Origin of the sequence: Nonomuraea sp. NPDC023979 (assembly GCF_040639085.1) — a bacterium.
Classification (GTDB): domain Bacteria; phylum Actinomycetota; class Actinomycetes; order Streptosporangiales; family Streptosporangiaceae; genus Nonomuraea; species Nonomuraea ceibae.
The window spans coordinates 179,036-193,427 of sequence record NZ_JBEZZG010000012.1 but is presented as its reverse complement, the minus strand read 5'-3'; the positions used below and the strand labels follow the sequence as shown (position 1 = coordinate 193,427).

Annotated in this window: 16 protein-coding genes; 9 read left to right on the top strand and 7 right to left on the bottom strand. The window is 72.8% G+C overall.

Going from position 1 to position 14,392, the window contains the following annotated elements; all coding sequences use genetic code 11:
* Positions 1-100: 100 nt before the first annotated feature.
* The gene (locus tag AB0G11_RS22690) at positions 101-2,170 is read right to left on the bottom strand and encodes a SpoIIE family protein phosphatase (protein WP_357587962.1); all 2,070 of its coding nucleotides are present in this window, start codon (positions 2,168-2,170) and stop codon (positions 101-103) included.
* Between the two features lie 246 nt (positions 2,171-2,416).
* On the opposite strand from AB0G11_RS22690, the gene AB0G11_RS22685 reads away from it, so the two are divergent.
* Entirely contained in the window at positions 2,417-3,136 is a 720-nt protein-coding gene (locus AB0G11_RS22685) for a VOC family protein (protein WP_357587960.1), read from the top strand.
* 186 nt (positions 3,137-3,322) lie between these two features.
* Here AB0G11_RS22685 and AB0G11_RS22680 read toward each other — a convergent pair whose 3' ends face one another.
* A complete protein-coding gene (locus AB0G11_RS22680) occupies positions 3,323-3,745 on the bottom strand; it encodes a hypothetical protein (protein WP_219507631.1) in 423 nt (140 codons plus the stop codon).
* 119 nt (positions 3,746-3,864) lie between these two features.
* Here AB0G11_RS22680 and AB0G11_RS22675 point away from each other — a divergent pair, with 119 nt between their 5' ends.
* Positions 3,865-4,488: a TetR/AcrR family transcriptional regulator gene (locus AB0G11_RS22675; protein WP_219507629.1), complete on the top strand. Its 624-nt coding sequence runs from the start codon at positions 3,865-3,867 to the stop codon at positions 4,486-4,488.
* Positions 4,489-4,565: 77 nt separating this feature from the next.
* Here AB0G11_RS22675 and AB0G11_RS22670 read toward each other — a convergent pair whose 3' ends face one another.
* Positions 4,566-4,979: a RidA family protein gene (locus AB0G11_RS22670; RefSeq protein ID WP_219507627.1), complete on the bottom strand. Its 414-nt coding sequence runs from the start codon at positions 4,977-4,979 to the stop codon at positions 4,566-4,568.
* 10 nt (positions 4,980-4,989) lie between these two features.
* Complete coding sequence (locus tag AB0G11_RS22665) at positions 4,990-5,598, bottom strand: TIGR03086 family metal-binding protein (protein WP_219507625.1); 609 nt, start codon at positions 5,596-5,598, stop codon at positions 4,990-4,992.
* 55 nt (positions 5,599-5,653) lie between these two features.
* Here AB0G11_RS22665 and AB0G11_RS22660 point away from each other — a divergent pair, with 55 nt between their 5' ends.
* Complete coding sequence (locus tag AB0G11_RS22660) at positions 5,654-6,088, top strand: MarR family transcriptional regulator (protein WP_219507623.1); 435 nt, start codon at positions 5,654-5,656, stop codon at positions 6,086-6,088.
* Here AB0G11_RS22660 and AB0G11_RS22655 read toward each other — a convergent pair.
* Positions 6,078-6,875, bottom strand: a complete 798-nt coding sequence (locus tag AB0G11_RS22655) for an SDR family NAD(P)-dependent oxidoreductase (RefSeq protein ID WP_219507621.1) — start codon at positions 6,873-6,875, stop codon at positions 6,078-6,080. The genes AB0G11_RS22660 and AB0G11_RS22655 overlap by 11 nt on opposite strands.
* Positions 6,876-6,930: 55 nt before the next feature.
* Here AB0G11_RS22655 and AB0G11_RS22650 point away from each other — a divergent pair, with 55 nt between their 5' ends.
* The 4 genes from AB0G11_RS22650 (at position 6,931) to AB0G11_RS22635 (ending at position 11,196) form a co-directional block, all read left to right on the top strand.
* Positions 6,931-7,524: a helix-turn-helix domain-containing protein gene (locus AB0G11_RS22650; protein ID WP_357587958.1), complete on the top strand. Its 594-nt coding sequence runs from the start codon at positions 6,931-6,933 to the stop codon at positions 7,522-7,524.
* Between the two features lie 58 nt (positions 7,525-7,582).
* Positions 7,583-7,993, top strand: coding sequence for a VOC family protein (locus AB0G11_RS22645; protein WP_219507617.1), 411 nt, complete (start codon positions 7,583-7,585; stop codon positions 7,991-7,993).
* Positions 7,994-8,107: 114 nt separating this feature from the next.
* Positions 8,108-10,498, top strand: a complete 2,391-nt coding sequence (locus AB0G11_RS22640) for an excinuclease ABC subunit UvrA (RefSeq protein WP_219507616.1) — start codon at positions 8,108-8,110, stop codon at positions 10,496-10,498.
* 41 nt (positions 10,499-10,539) lie between these two features.
* Complete coding sequence (locus AB0G11_RS22635) at positions 10,540-11,196, top strand: maleylpyruvate isomerase N-terminal domain-containing protein (protein WP_219507614.1); 657 nt, start codon at positions 10,540-10,542, stop codon at positions 11,194-11,196.
* A gap of 16 nt (positions 11,197-11,212) precedes the next feature.
* Here the strand turns inward: AB0G11_RS22635 and AB0G11_RS22630 are convergent, their stop codons facing one another.
* A complete protein-coding gene (locus tag AB0G11_RS22630) occupies positions 11,213-11,602 on the bottom strand; it encodes a hypothetical protein (RefSeq protein WP_219507612.1) in 390 nt (129 codons plus the stop codon).
* A gap of 174 nt (positions 11,603-11,776) precedes the next feature.
* Between AB0G11_RS22630 and AB0G11_RS22625 the strand changes: the two genes are divergently transcribed.
* Both AB0G11_RS22625 and AB0G11_RS22620 read left to right on the top strand, forming a co-directional pair.
* A complete protein-coding gene (locus AB0G11_RS22625) occupies positions 11,777-12,739 on the top strand; it encodes an alpha/beta hydrolase (protein ID WP_357587956.1) in 963 nt (320 codons plus the stop codon).
* Positions 12,740-12,799: 60 nt separating this feature from the next.
* Positions 12,800-13,444 carry a dihydrofolate reductase family protein gene (locus AB0G11_RS22620; protein ID WP_219507611.1) on the top strand — a complete coding sequence of 215 codons (645 nt, stop codon included), beginning with the start codon at positions 12,800-12,802 and terminating at the stop codon, positions 13,442-13,444.
* On the opposite strand, the gene AB0G11_RS22615 is transcribed toward AB0G11_RS22620, so the two are convergent.
* Positions 13,420-14,385, bottom strand: coding sequence for a helix-turn-helix domain-containing protein (locus tag AB0G11_RS22615; RefSeq protein WP_357587954.1), 966 nt, complete (start codon positions 14,383-14,385; stop codon positions 13,420-13,422). The genes AB0G11_RS22620 and AB0G11_RS22615 overlap by 25 nt on opposite strands.
* Between the last annotated feature and the right edge of the window lie 7 nt (positions 14,386-14,392).

Genomic DNA, 14,392 nt, shown 5'->3' with positions numbered 1-14,392 from the left:
TCCCGTACGTGCTCGCGGCCGGAGGCCTCACCGTGGTCGTCATCGGCTTCCTCGGCCTGACCGAGCGGCTGCCCCGCAACGGCGACGCCCGACCGTCCCGCTAGCCGGGGCCGGGCATGCGCAGCGCGATCATGGCGACGTCGTCCTGCCCGGAGACCGGCATGCGGCTCAGCACCTCGTCGCAGAACTGCTCCAGCGGCGCCCGCGCCAGCTCGCCCGCGTGCTCGCTCAGCCGGGCCAGGCCGTCGTCGAGGTTCTCCCCTGGCCGCTCCACCAGGCCGTCGGTGTAGAGGAGCAGCGTCGCCCCCGGGGGCAGCGGCTCGCGCGCCGAGACGTACTCGCGGGGGTAGGGCACGCCGAGCAGGGGGTTGGCCCCCGCCGTCAGGAAACGCCCCTCGCCCGCGTACGTGACCAGCAGCGGCGGCGGGTGCCCGGCGACCGCGTAGTTGAGCCGGTGGCCGCCGTCGTGCGGCTCGATCCTGGCCAGCACGCAGGTCGCCGTCTCGTCGCCGTACAGCGTCTCGGTCGCCATGTTGAGCCGGGACAGGATCTCCCCCGGCGGCTCGCGCCGGTCGACCACCATGCCGCGCAGCATGTTGCGGAGCTGGCCCATCGCCACGGCGGCGCGCAGGTCGTGCCCGGCCACGTCGCCGATGGCGAGCACGGTCGCGCCGTCCGGCAGCACGAACGAGTCGTACCAGTCGCCGCCCACCTCGGCGGCGGCCAGGCTGGGCCGGTAGCGGGCGGTGATCAGCAGGCCGGGCACGCGCGGCGGGTCCGCGAGCAGGCTGTGCTGCAGGGCGAAGGCGATCTGGCGGGTCCGCTGGAAGTGCATGACGTTCTGCAGCGCGTCGTGGGCCTGCTCGAAGATCTGCCGCAGCAGGTCGATCCCGGCCCGGCCGATCGGCGGGCGGTCGCCGCAGGTCGCCGCGGTGACCACGGCGGCGACCGTGCCGTTGACCGACACCGGCAGGATCGCCAGGCTGTTGGCGTGGCTGAGCTCCAGCCAGGTCCGGGTGCCCGCCGGGCCGAGGTCGGGCGGCGGCGAGCCCGGCGGGAACGTCTCCAGGAACGGCCTGGCCTGGCGCACCGCGCGCACGAACCGCGCGTCGGACGGCAGCCGCTGGGCGCTGAAGCGCGGCATGCGCGGCAGCCCGGGGCCCGCCGCCGTCGCCACCCGCTCGACGACCAGCGTCGTCTCCCCCGCCAGCCCCTCCGCCAGATCGGTCACCAAGTGGACGCCGCAGCCGTCGGCGAGCTCGGGCACGATGACGTCGGCCAGGGCGCCGAGCATCTCCTCCACGGACGTGCGGTTGGCCATCGCCTCGGCGGCCCGGCTCAGCAGGCGCAGGCGGCGCTGCGCCTGCCACTGCTCCTCGATGTCCGTGCAGCTCCCCACCCACTCGATCACCCGGCCGTCCTGCTTGATCGGCACGGCGCGGACCTGGAAGTGCCGGTAGCCGCCCTCCGTGGTGCGCAGCCGGTAGGTGTGCTCCCACCGGTCGGGCACCCGCTCCAGCGCGCGCTGCCACGACTGCGCCGCCTCGGCCCGGTCGTCGGGATGCAGGGCGTGCAGCCAGCCCTCGCCGCGGAACTCCTCCCACGGCTGCCCGGTCACCCGCTCCCAGCCGGGGCTCGGCTCGCTCACGCCGCCCTGGGGACCGGTCACCCAGATGATCTGCGCGCTCACCCGTACCAGGCTCTCGTAGCGGCGCAGGATGCGGCGGCGCTCGTCGGCGATGTGCTGGATCTCGCGGGCGGAGCCGACCTGGTCCGTCACCTCCAGGCACATCACCAGGACGCCGCGCCGGTCGGCGAGCGGCCGGTCGTCGAACGTCGTCTGGGACAGGCTGAACGTGAAGAACCGCTCCTGCCCGCTCTCGGTCAGCAGGGTCGGATCGCCCGGCATGTCGGTGACGACGATCGGCTCACCGGTGTCGAAGACCTGGTCGAACAGCAGGAAGTAGTCCTTCTTGACGAGGTCGGAGAACGCCTCCCGGATCGGCACGCCGAGCGGGCGCTCGCCGAACAGCGACCGGTAGCCGCGGTTGGTGTAGAGCAGCCGGTGGTCGTGGCCGAGGGTGACGGCGATCCCGACGGGCGCGGGCTCCAGCACCTCGAAGGTCAGCCCGCTGACACCGTCGCCACCGCGCTCCCCGGCACCGCTCATGATGACTCCTCCCGATGACGCGCGCGAGCAGGACGTCATCACATGCTGGGCGGCGGACGGTCAGCACGAGCCGCGTGACACGCGTGACCGTACGAAGGAGTTCACCAGTCCTGGTCAAAGGCATGCCAACCGTGCGTCGCCGTCCGGCGCATATTCGTTGGCGTGGCGGCTCGGGCGCGGGCTAGCGTTGCTGCCGCGATCCGCCCATACGTGACAGACCCGTACCTGATTGATTGGAGACGCGGGATGACCTCTCAGCTCGTCGCGCTCAGCTTCGACGCCCACGATCCCGTCCGGCTCGCCCGGTTCTGGGCCGGAGTCCTGGGCTGGGAGTCGGCCGACGATCCCCGCGAGGGCATCACGCTCCTGCCGGCCGACGACACCGGGTTCCGGCTGCGGTTCCTCCCGTCCCAGGAGGACAAGCCCGTCCAGAACCGGATGCACTTCGACCTGACCAGCAGTTCGCTGGAGAACCAGCGCGAGACGGTGGCCCGCGCGCTCGAACTGGGCGGCCGGCACATCGACATCGGGCAGAGCCCCGACGATCCGCACGTCGTCCTCGCCGACCCCGAGGGCAACGAGTTCTGCGTCATCGAGCCGGGCAACAAGTTCCTCGCCGACTGCGGGTTCATCGGCGCGCTCTCCTGCGACGGCTCGCAGCAGGTCGGCTACTTCTGGAGCGAGGCGCTCGGCTGGCCGCTGGTCTGGGACCAGGACGAGGAGACCGCGATCCGCTCGCCGCACGGCGGCCCCAAGATTGCCTGGGGCGGCCCGCCGGTGGAGGAGAAGCACGGCAAGTGCCGGCCGCACTTCGACCTCACGCCCGCGGACGGCGACCAGCGGGCCGAGGTGGACCGCCTTCTCTCGCTCGGCGCGCAGCGGGTCGATCTCGGCCAGGGCGACGTCCCCTGGGTGGTCATGGCCGACCCCGACGGCAACGAGTTCTGCGTGCTGCCTGCCGGCTGACCCCGCTGGAGGGTGCGCCGGTGGACGCGGAAGACCGGGTGGGCGGGCGCGATCCGGTGAAACTCCCGCATCGGTGACCTCGGGGTGAGCCCCAGGTGCGGGCGGGCGCCGGGGGCGGCGGTGACGTAGCCGCGCAGGATCCCGGCCCGGTGCTCCGGCGCTTGAGGGCGGCGAGCGCGCGGCCGGTCACGCCGGTCTTCTCCAGAGCGCGACGGCGGCGAGTCCGGCCGCGCACGGCAGGACCTGCAGCCAGCCCAGCAGCGGCGCGAGCCCCACGTCCCCCGAGGTGTCTCGGACGGTCAGCGCGGCGACCGCGACGCAGGCCCCGGCCACGAGCAGGCCGATCGCCGCCGCGCGGGCCCACCGCCTGCCCGCGCGGGCCGCCCAGGCCGTGCCGAGCCAGCCGGCCAGCCCCAGTGCCCCGGCCGTGGCCAGGATCACCAGGTAGGCGGTGACGGCGGCGTCGATCGCGCCCGTTCCGTAGGACGGGTAGCCCGCCCTGATGTGACCGGCCAGGAGTGACCGGCTCGCGAACGGGACGAGGGCGGCCAGGGCGGTGAGCCCGGCCCCCAGATACAGCAGCGCCAGCGCGCTTCGGTCTCTCGTCATCGTCTTACCCCTTCTTGGTTTGAGACAGTCACTGTCTCAAGCATGTGACTGTACGTCCCGTGTTTCAGACAGTCAATGTCAGAAGAGAGCAGCTTGCTGGAACCTGGTAGGGTGCCGGCATGACCGGGCTACGCGAACGCTGGCGGCTCAAGGCCATGCGCGCCATCCAGGAAAGCGCCCTCGACCTGTTCGACGAGAAGGGCTTCGGGGCCGTCACGATCGAGGAGATCGCCGCCGCCGCCGAGGTGTCGCCGTCGTCCGTCTACCGCTACTTCGGCACCAAGGAGGGCATCCTGGTCGCCGACGAGTTCGACACCATGAGCCCGGAAAGGCTCAAGGAGTTCCTGGATCCGCGCGACCCCGTCGGCAGCCTGCTGCGCGCCGTCCGCGCCTACGAGGCCGCGCCCGATCCCGGGGAGGCGGCGCCGGCCGGCAGGAGCCCGTGGCGCAGGGTGCGTTACTTCTTCGCCGAGCCGTCGGTGCGCACGGCCGTCTGCGGCACCCTCGACCGCGCCGGTCAGCGGATCGCCCCGCTGATCGCGGAGTCGGGCGAGGTGAGCCGGACGCAGGCCCGGGTGATCGCCAACGCGCTCGCCTTCGGCTACTTCGCCGCGCTGGAGCAGTGGTATCTCGACGGCGGCGAGCGCCCCATCGCCGACTACGTCGAGGAGGGCATGCGGCCGCTGAGCGCGCTCTGGAGCGCCCCCCGGCAGCCGGTCAAGCCGCCGCCGCGCCGGACATGACGGCGCCCTCGCGGCCCTGCCGCTGGCCGTCCTCGTCGTACGGCCGTGGTTCCGCCCGTACGACGAGGGCTCTGAGCTCAGCCGCCCGCGCCCGGGAGCACGGCGACGGCCTCCACCTCGACGAGCTGGTCGTCGTAACCGAGCACGGTCACGCCGAGCAGGGTGCTGGGCACGTCGTGCTCGCCCATGTACTCCCGATAGACCTCCCAGGCGGCGACCAGGTCGGCCTGCCGGGAGGAGGCCACGTACACGGTGGTCTTGGCGACGTCCGTCAGTGACGCGCCGACCTCCTCCAGCGAGATCACGAGGTTGCGCATCACCTGGTGCGTCTGGGCGACGTAGTCGCCGGCCGCGACGGTGTCGCCGTCGAGGTCGAGGGGGCACGCGCCGGCCACCCAGATGTTGCGCACCGGCGCGTCGGCGACGGCGGCGTAGGCGTAGTCCACCTGCTGCGTGAGCCGGGGGTTGCGGACCAATCTGACACTGCTCATGGCATGCTCCTCATGGTTGTTGCCGGGGCCAGCTCGGTGAGCGGCCCAGGTGTGCGACGATCTCGTCCAGCTTCGTCCCGCCCTCCCAGGCGAGCGCCGGCGCGAAGGGCGCCCGTGGCGCGCGGCGGGTGTCGCCGTCGGGCACGGCCTTGGCCACGGCCAGCGCGGCCTCCAGCAGGCCGGGCGGGAACTCGACCCCGGCGCCCAGCGCCTTGGCCAGGTCCCAGGAGTGGACGACGTAGTCGATGAAGTGGAAGCCGATCGCCTGCCTGCCGGGGAAGACCGCCCCGCTGCCGAACTCGGGCAGCGGGAAGTCGCGCTCCGGCACGCCGTCGACGGCGAACGCCGCCAGCACGTGCTCGGCCGAGGCCCGGTAGCCCGCCGCCGGGTCGGCGCCGAGCGGGCGCGTCTCCCAATGGGCCAGGCCGCCGTCGCCCCTGGACGCCGCGGCGAACCCGTGGTGCTGGGCCGCCATGTGCGCGAGCAGGTCGTGGACCGTCCATCCGGCGCAGGGCGTCGGGCGTGACAGGTCCGGCTGCCGCACCCTGGCGGCCAGCTCCACGCTGACCTGGACCGCCTGGGCGTCGAGCGCGACGATCGGTTCCCCATTTGTAGGCATTGGCTTATGATCTGCGCATGCTTATCATCTGTCAAAAGGTTTTCGCGGGCGTGTCATGAGCCGACGCGACCTGGCCGAGATGCTGCATCCGCTCCTGCAGGCGCTCATCGCCGCCGAACGGCCCGTACTGGCGGAGCACGGGGTGACCATGTGGGGCTACGCCGTGCTCGGCGCGCTCCACGACGGCTCGGTGCGCACCCAGGCGGCGCTGGCCGAGGCGATCGGCGCCGACAAGACCCGCATCATCGGCACCCTCGACCGGCTCCAGGCCGCCGGGCTCATCACCCGCGAGCCCGATCCGCGCGACCGCCGCGCCCGCATCCTGGCGATCACCGGCGAAGGCCACCGGCTGTGCGGCTCGATCCGCGCCCGGATCCAAGAGGCCGAGGACCGCCTGCTCGCCCACCTGCCCGAGGCCGACCGCGAGACCTTCCTGCGCGCCCTGCACACGCTCCACCGGCTGGTCCGGGAGGCGGAGGTCACGCTCTGACGGGGCCGCCCAGGGCGCGGACGGCCTGCTCGAAGCGCCGCGCCTCGGCCGGGTCCACGGTGATGGCGACGGGCCTGCCCTTCTTCCAGGCCGTGAGCGGCGCCGCCGGCGGCTGTTCGACGAGCGCGGCGATCGGCGGCACGGCCTTGCTCACGGACTGCGCGAACACGGCCGACCCCGCCCGCACGAGCGCGCGCAACGGCTGCCGGAAGGGCGTGTGCAGGCTCGTCGCGACGAACACCGGGTTGTAGAGCACGTACCGGATGCCGGCGGACCCGTAGGCCGCCCCCAGTAGCTCGCTCGCGCGGGCGCCCTGCATGGTCGCGGTGAAGCCCCGGTAGCCGTTCCTGAGCTGGAGGTCGTCCCAGTGGATGCGGCCGCCCTGCCCGGCGCCGCACAGGTTGACGATCACCGGTCGCGGCGCCTGCTCCAGCGGGCCGCGCAGCCCTTCGGCCATCAGCCAGCGGTTGATCACGTACAGGGCGAAGGTGTGCTCGAAGCCCTCCTCCGTCTCGACGCGCGCCGGGTTGAACCGGAACGCGGCGAGCACCAGGGCGTCGATGACGGGGTGTTCGGCGGCGAGCCGTGCCACCAGGTCGCGGGTCCGGCTCACCGAGCTGAGATCGCACCTGACGAACCGGGCTCCCGGCGCCTCCTGGCGCAGGCGGCGGCCGCCTTCCTCGCTGCTGCCCACGGCCACGACGCGGTCGCCGCGCCCGGCGTGGTGGCGGGCGAGCGCGAGGCCGATGCCGCTCGTGCCGCCGGTGATCACGATGGTGCGGGACATAAGTTGAGGTCCTCCTCAAGTTGAGATGGGCCTCAAGTTAGCTAAGCTTGCGGACATGCGCAAGGACGCCGTGCACAACCGCGAACGCCTCCTGGAGGCGGCCCGGCGGCTGTTCGCCGACCGCGGGCTCGACGTGCCGCTCGAGGAGATCGCCCGCACGGCCGGGGTGAGCATCGGGACGCTCTACAACCGCTTCCCCACCCGCGACGCCCTGGTGGAGGCCGTGTTCGCCGACCGGGTCGCCCGGGTGAGCGAACTGGCCGAACAAGCGCTCGCGGCCGGCGACGCCTGGGAGGGGTTCACCGCGTTCCTGACCGGCGTGTGCGAGCTCCAGGCCGCCGACCTCGGCTACAACGACCTCGCCGCGCGGACCGCGACGGCCGGCGACCGCGGCCCCGCGCTGATGGAAGAGATCCTCGACCGCGCCCGGCGGTCCGGTGACCTGCGCGACGACGTCACGCTCACCGACCTGGCCTTCGTGATCTGGGGCGTCGCGGCGACCGTCAAGGCCACGCACGACGTCGCGCCGGGAGCCTGGCGGCGGCACCTGGCGCTCTCGCTCGACGGCCTGCGCGCCGCCGCCGCCCGGCCGCTGCCCGCCCCTCCCCTGTCGGCCGAGCAGGCCCGCGCGGCGATGCGGGCGTGCTGAGCGCATCGGTCAGGAATGGAGAAGCGCCCCGCCCCTCCCCCCGCCTAGCGTGACCTGCATGGACATCACCATTTACGCAAGCTTCCTCCCGTACGACGACCCGGACGCCTCCCTGGCCTTCTACCGCGACGCCCTCGGCTTCGAGGTGCGCGGCGACGTGGGCGCCGAGGGGATGCGCTGGATCACCGTCGGCCCGCCCGGCCGGCCCGGCACGTGCATCGTGCTGGAGCCGCCCGTCACCGACCCGAACGTCAGCGAGGACGAGCAGCGCGCCATCGCCAGCCTCATGGACAAGGGCGTCTACGCCGGTATCACGCTGGCCACCCCCGACCTCGACGAGACGTTCAAGCGCGTCCAGGCCGCCGGCGCCGACGTCGTCCAGGAGCCGACCAGCCAGCCGTGGGGCGTGCGCGACTGCGCCTTCCGCGACCCGGCGGGCAACCTGGTCCGCATCAACGAAGCGCGGTGACCGGCGCGCCACGCACCTGAGACCGACGAATAACCTCGAAGCTGGTCGGATCACACCCCGGCGAGTGCGCGAAGGCGACCTCAGCGAGCCTGAGCAGAAACAGATGGAGAGAGCATGAGCACGGCCCCTGGCCAGGACGCGCAGTCGCCTGCGCGGCACGACGCCGACACGCACGACCTGATCCGCGTCCACGGCGCCCGCGTCAACAACCTCAAGGACGTCAGCGTCGAGATCCCGAAGCGCCGGCTGACGGTGTTCACCGGCGTTTCGGGCTCGGGCAAGAGCTCGCTGGTGTTCGGCACAATCGCCGCCGAGTCGCAGCGGCTGATCAACGAGACCTACAGCGCGTTCGTCCAGGGCTTCATGCCCTCGCTGGCCCGGCCCGAGGTCGACGTGCTCGACGGGCTGACCACCGCGATCATCGTCGACCAGCAGCGGATGGGCGCCGACCCGCGCTCCACCGTCGGCACCGCGACCGACGCCAACGCGATGCTGCGCATCCTGTTCAGCCGCCTCGGGCAGCCGCGCATCGGCTCCCCCCAGGCGTTCTCGTTCAACGTCCCCACCGTCCGGGCCAGCGGCGCGATCACCGTCGAACGCGGCGCGCGCAAGACGGAGAAGGCGACTTTCACCCGCATCGGCGGCATGTGCACCCGGTGCGAGGGCCGGGGCACGGTCTCCGACATCGACCTCACCCAGCTCTACGACGACTCCAAGTCGATCTCCGAAGGCGCGTTCACCATCCCCGGCTGGAAGTCCGACAGCTTCTGGACCGTCCGCGTCTACGCCGAGTCCGGGTTCGTCGACCCCGACAAGCCGATCCGCGACTACACCAAGAAGGAACTGCAGGACTTCCTCTACAAGGAGCCGACCAAGGTCAAGGTCGACGACGTCAACCTCACGTACGAGGGCCTGATCCCCAAGATCCAGAAGTCGTTCCTGTCCAAGGACCGCGAAGGCATGCAGCCGCACATCCGGGCGTTCGTCGACCGGGCGGTCACCTTCACCACCTGCCCCGAGTGCGACGGCACCCGGCTCGGCGAGGAGGCCCGCTCCTCGCGCATCGCCGGGATCAACATCGCCGACGCCTGCGCCATGCAGATCAGCGACCTGGCCGAGTGGATCCGCGGCCTCGACGAGCCGTCGGTCGCGCCGCTGCTCGCCAAGCTGCTGCACACCCTGGAGTCGTTCGTCGAGATCGGGCTCGGCTACCTCTCGCTCGACCGGCCCGCGGGCACGCTGTCGGGCGGCGAGGCGCAGCGCACCAAGATGATCCGCCACCTCGGCTCCGCGCTCACCGACGTCACCTACGTCTTCGACGAGCCCACCATCGGCCTGCACCCGCACGACATCCAGCGGATGAACAACCTGCTCAAGCGGCTGCGCGACAAGGGCAACACCGTCCTGGTCGTCGAGCACAAGCCGGAGACGATCGCCATCGCCGACCACGTCGTCGACCTCGGCCCCGGCGCCGGCACGGACGGCGGCAGCATCTGCTACGAAGGCACCTACGAGGGCCTGCGGGCCGGCGGCACCATCACCGGCCGCCACCTCGACGACCGCGCCCGGCTCAAGGACACGGTACGCAAGCCGACCGGCAAGCTGGAGATCCGCGGCGCCAACCGGCACAACCTGCGCGACGTCGACGTGGACATCCCGCTCGGCGTGCTCTGCGTCGTCACCGGCGTCGCCGGATCCGGCAAGAGCTCGCTGATCCACGGATCGATCCCGGCCAGGGCGGGCGTCGTCTCCGTCGACCAGAGCGCGATCAAGGGCTCGCGGCGCAGCAACCCGGCGACCTACACCGGGCTGCTCGAACCGATCCGCAAGGCGTTCGCCAAGGCCAACGGCGTCAAACCGGCGCTGTTCAGCGCCAACTCCGAGGGCGCCTGCCCCACCTGCAACGGCGCCGGGGTCGTCTACACCGACCTGGGGATGATGGCCGGCGTCGCCACCACCTGCGAGGACTGCGAGGGGAAGCGGTTCCAGCCGGCGGTGCTCGACTACCGCTTCGGCGGGCGCGACATCAGCGAGGTGCTCGCCATGCCGGTGACCGAGGCCGCCGAGTTCTTCGGCTCCGGAGAGGCCCGCACCCCGGCCGCGCACGCCATCCTCGGCCGCCTCGCCGACGTCGGGCTCGGCTACCTCAGCCTCGGCCAGCCGCTCACCACGCTGTCCGGCGGCGAGCGGCAGCGGCTCAAGCTCGCCACCCACATGGCCGACAAGGGCGGCGTCTACGTCCTCGACGAGCCGACCACCGGGCTGCACCTCGCCGACGTCGAGCAACTGCTCGGCCTGCTCGACCGGCTCGTCGACGCCGGCAAGTCGGTCATCGTCATCGAGCACCACCAGGCGGTCATGGCGCACGCGGACTGGATCATCGACCTCGGCCCCGGCGCCGGGCACGACGGCGGCCGGGTCGTCTTCGAGGGCACGCCCGCCGACCTCGTCGCCGCCCGCTCCACCCTCACCGGCGAGCACCTGGCCGACTACGTGGGCGCGTAGCGACCGGCCCGTCAGCGGCGGCGTCGGTTAGCGTACTCGTCGTGGAGTCCTTCATCCGGTCGTGGGCGGCGTTGCGCGCCGCGGTCGCAGAGCTCACCGACGACGATTTCGCGCGGCCGTCCGGCTGCGCCGGCTGGCTGGTGCGTGACCTGGTGTGCCACCTGGTCATCGACGCCCAGGACGTCCTGATCACGCTCGTGACCCCCGCCGACGCGGAGCCGACCCGCGACGCGGTGACCTACTGGGAGGTCAGCCGGACGCCGCCGACCGGTGACGACCCGCTCGACGCGCTGATCGTCCGGCTCGCCGCCGCATACGAGGAGCCCCGGCTGCTCAAGTTCCACCTCGACGACGTCGGCTCGGCCGCCGGGCGCGCCGCCGCCCTCGCCGACCCGAGCCTGCGGGTGAGCACCCGTGACGTGGTGCTCACCGCGGGCGACTACCTCACCGCCTACGTCCTGGAGTGGACGCTGCACCACCTCGACCTGGTCGCGCACCTGCCCGGCGCGGCCGGGCCGCCCGCCGAAGGGGCAGCCCGGTCCAGGGCGATGCTGGAGCGGATCGCCGGCGCCGCGTTCCCCGCGTCGTTCTCCGACGCCGACGCGCTGCTGGTCGGCACCGGACGGCGCGCGCCCACCCGCGCGGAGGCGGCGGACCTGGGCGAGCTGGCGGCCAGGCTGCCCTTCGTCATCGGCTGAACCGCCCCGGGGCGGTTCAGCACTCGCCGCCCCAGTACATGTTCCTGATCGTCGCGCCCACGGCCCCGTCACGCAGGTCGAGCTTGTAGCCGCTGCCGGGGTAGAAGTGCAGGCACTTCGGATACCACTTCGAGCCGCCCTGGTGCCGGTACTCGAAGTACACGTGGTCGGCGCCGTTCTGCTGACGGCCGTTGTTGACGATCACCCAGAACGACTTGCCGTCCGGAACGTTCCCGGCGGTCTGGTAGTGGAGGTAGTCCGGGGTCTGGTTGCCGTTGTACAGGCACACATTGCCCGGCTTGCAGCCCCAGACGGTGGTGTCGCCGGCCGAGGCCGGGGGCGCCATCAGCGCCAGCGCGAGGGTCGCGGCGGCGGACAGCGCGATCACGGTGCTCTTCCTGGTCATGAGCGGTCCTTTCCGTTAGGCGGCGGGGGCTTCGTTCGGCTTACCTGACCAGGGACGTTACGCCGGGCCGCTTTCGACGCGCTTTCGCCGCGACCGCCGGGCCCTCGCCCGCGGGCCGTTCGGGGCGCACGATGGCACCACAGCCGAAAGCCACCGAGAGTCCGGAGGACTTCCTTGAGCTCACCACCGGTGCCGTTCGATCCGGAGCTGGGCGCGGTGCTGGCCGTGCTGGCCGAGTACGTGTCGCCGTCGATCACCCTGGACACGCTCGACGCCCTGCGGGCGGCCCGCGAGGTCATCCCGTCGCAGACCGACGAGGAGCTGTCCCGGGACGGCGCGCTCGTCGTCGGCGAGCACACGGCCCCCGGCCCGCACGGCGACGTGCCGCTGCTGGTGTGCCGCCCGGCGGGTGCGGCCACGCCGCTTCCGGCGATCTACTACACGCACGGCGGCGGCATGATGTTCGGCGACGCCCGCACCGGGCTCGACGACCTGCTCGACTGGGCGCTGGAGCTGGGCCTGGTGGTGGTGTCCGTGGAGTACAGGCTCGCCCCCGAGCATCCGCATCCCGTGCCGGTGGACGACTGCTACGCGGGCCTGGTGTGGACCGCCGAGCACGCCGCCGAGCTGGGCGCCGACCCGGCGCGCCTCGTCGTGGGCGGGCCCAGCGCGGGCGGCGGACTGGCGGCGGCGCTGGCCCTGATGGCCCGTGACCGGGGCGGCCCGGCCCTGATCGGCCAGTTGCTCATGTGCCCGATGCTCGACGACCGCAACGACACGCCGTCGGCGGCGCAGATGGCGGGCCTGGGCATCTGGGACCGCACCTCGAACGAGACCGGCTGGACGGCGCTGCTCGGCGACGCGCGCGGCGGGCCAGACGTGTCCCCGTACGCGGCCCCGGCGCGGGCCGGCGACCTGTCCGGGCTGCCGCCCGCGTTCGTCGACGTCGGCTCGGCCGAGACGTTCCGCGACGAGGACGTCGCCTACGCCACCCGGCTCTGGCAGGCGGGCGGGCAGGCGGAGCTGCACGTGTGGCCGGGCGCCTTCCACGGGTTCGACCTGATGGCGCCGCAGGCGGTGCTGTCACAGGAGGCGAGGGCGGCCCGGCTGCGCTGGCTGCGGCGGCTGCTGGCCTGACCGCAAGAATCCGCCGGCGGCTCCGACCACCTCCGAGATGAAGCTGTCAGAGGAGGACGAATGTCGCAGTTGCTGAAGGTGCAGTGCTTCACCGTGTCGAGGGACGGGTTCGGCGCCGGCGAGGGGCAGAGCCTGGAGCGGCCGTTCGGCCACGCCGACCCCGGCCCGATGTGGTCCTGGGCGGGCGCCACCGCGAGCTGGGTGAACCGGACCGACCCGGGCGGCACGCGCGGCCTGGACGACTACCTGACCCGCGACTGGGGCAACAACATGGGCGCGGAGATCATGGGCAGGAACAAGTTCGGCCCGCAGCGGGGCCCGTGGGAGAACCACGACTGGCAGGGCTGGTGGGGTGACCGGCCGCCGTTCCGCACGCCGGTCTTCGTGCTCACCCATCACGTACGGCCGTCGTTCACGCTGGCCGACACCACGTTCCACTTCCTCGACGCGAGCCCGGCCGAGGCGCTGGAGCGGGCCAGGCGGGCGGCCGGCGGCCGGGACGTGCGCCTGGGCGGCGGGGTGGCCACGATCCGCGAGTTCCTGGCGGCCGACCTGGTCGACACGCTGCACATCGCCGTCGCGCCGGTCGAGCTCGGGCGGGGCGAGCGGCTGTGGGAGAGCCACACCGAGCTGCTCGACCGCTTCCATCTCGACACGGTGCCGAGCCCGAGCGGCATGACTCACCTGCTGTTCTGGAGGCGCTGATCGGCGGCGCGTGAGCGGAAGGTGCGGCGGTAGGCGTCCGGGGCCACGCCCACCGCGCGGTTGAAGTTGCGGCGCAGCGTGGTGGCGGTGCCCATGCCGGTGGCCGCCGCGATGGCGTCCATGCTCTCGCCGGTGGTCTCCAGCAGCTCCTGGGCGCGCCGGATCCGCTGCGTCAGCAGCCACTGCAGCGGCGTGGTGCCGGTGACCGACCTGAAGTGGCGGCCCAGGGTGCGCGAGCTCATCCGCGCCTGGCGGGCCAGGTCCTCGACGGTCAGCGGCTGGTCGAGCCGTGCCATCACCCAGGGGAACAGGCCGGTGAGCGGATGGTTGCCCGGCTCCGGCACCGGCGTGGTGACGAACTGGGCCTGGCCGCCGTCCCTGTGCGGCGGCACGACCAGCCGCCGGGCGACCACGTTGGCCACCGAGGAGCCCCGGTCGAGGCGTACCAGGTGCAGGCACAGGTCCATGGCGGCGGCCTTCCCGGCGGAGGTCAGCACGCTGCCGTTGTCCACGTACAGGACGTCGGGGTCCACCGTCACCTCGGGGTAGCGGGACGCCAGGACCTCGGTGTGCGCCCAGTGGGTGGTGGCGCGCCGCCCGTCGAGCAGCCCGGCGGCGGCCAGCACGAACACGCCCGTGCACAGCGAGACCACGCGCGCGCCCGCCTCGTGCGCGGCGCGCACCGCGTCGACCAGGTCGGCGGGCGGGTCCACGTCGACGTCGGCCCAGCCCGGGACGATCACGGTGTGGGCGCGCGGGAGGTGGCCGAGGCCGTGGTCGGGCTCCAGCAGGAACCGGCCGGCGCGCACCGGGGCCGGGCCGCACACGGCCAGGTCGTACCAGGGCTCGACGCCGGCCGGGGCGAACCCGAACACCTCGTAGGCGAGGGACAGTTCGAAGTGCAGCATGCCGTCGGTGACGGCCAGCGCGACGGTGGTCATGTCCGGA

Coding starts and splice junctions, on each gene's coding strand:
- AB0G11_RS22650 (WP_357587958.1), top strand. CDS start 6,931: ATGCGCAAGGACGCCGTGCACAACCGCGAACGCCTCCTGGAGGCGGCC.
- AB0G11_RS22670 (WP_219507627.1), bottom strand. CDS start 4,979: ATGAGCAGTGTCAGATTGGTCCGCAACCCCCGGCTCACGCAGCAGGTG.
- AB0G11_RS22640 (WP_219507616.1), top strand. CDS start 8,108: ATGAGCACGGCCCCTGGCCAGGACGCGCAGTCGCCTGCGCGGCACGAC.
- AB0G11_RS22675 (WP_219507629.1), top strand. CDS start 3,865: ATGACCGGGCTACGCGAACGCTGGCGGCTCAAGGCCATGCGCGCCATC.
- AB0G11_RS22665 (WP_219507625.1), bottom strand. CDS start 5,598: ATGCCTACAAATGGGGAACCGATCGTCGCGCTCGACGCCCAGGCGGTC.
- AB0G11_RS22685 (WP_357587960.1), top strand. CDS start 2,417: ATGACCTCTCAGCTCGTCGCGCTCAGCTTCGACGCCCACGATCCCGTC.
- AB0G11_RS22615 (WP_357587954.1), bottom strand. CDS start 14,385: ATGACCACCGTCGCGCTGGCCGTCACCGACGGCATGCTGCACTTCGAA.
- AB0G11_RS22645 (WP_219507617.1), top strand. CDS start 7,583: ATGGACATCACCATTTACGCAAGCTTCCTCCCGTACGACGACCCGGAC.
- AB0G11_RS22630 (WP_219507612.1), bottom strand. CDS start 11,602: ATGACCAGGAAGAGCACCGTGATCGCGCTGTCCGCCGCCGCGACCCTC.
- AB0G11_RS22620 (WP_219507611.1), top strand. CDS start 12,800: ATGTCGCAGTTGCTGAAGGTGCAGTGCTTCACCGTGTCGAGGGACGGG.
- AB0G11_RS22655 (WP_219507621.1), bottom strand. CDS start 6,875: ATGTCCCGCACCATCGTGATCACCGGCGGCACGAGCGGCATCGGCCTC.
- AB0G11_RS22680 (WP_219507631.1), bottom strand. CDS start 3,745: ATGACGAGAGACCGAAGCGCGCTGGCGCTGCTGTATCTGGGGGCCGGG.
- AB0G11_RS22690 (WP_357587962.1), bottom strand. CDS start 2,170: ATGAGCGGTGCCGGGGAGCGCGGTGGCGACGGTGTCAGCGGGCTGACC.
- AB0G11_RS22660 (WP_219507623.1), top strand. CDS start 5,654: ATGAGCCGACGCGACCTGGCCGAGATGCTGCATCCGCTCCTGCAGGCG.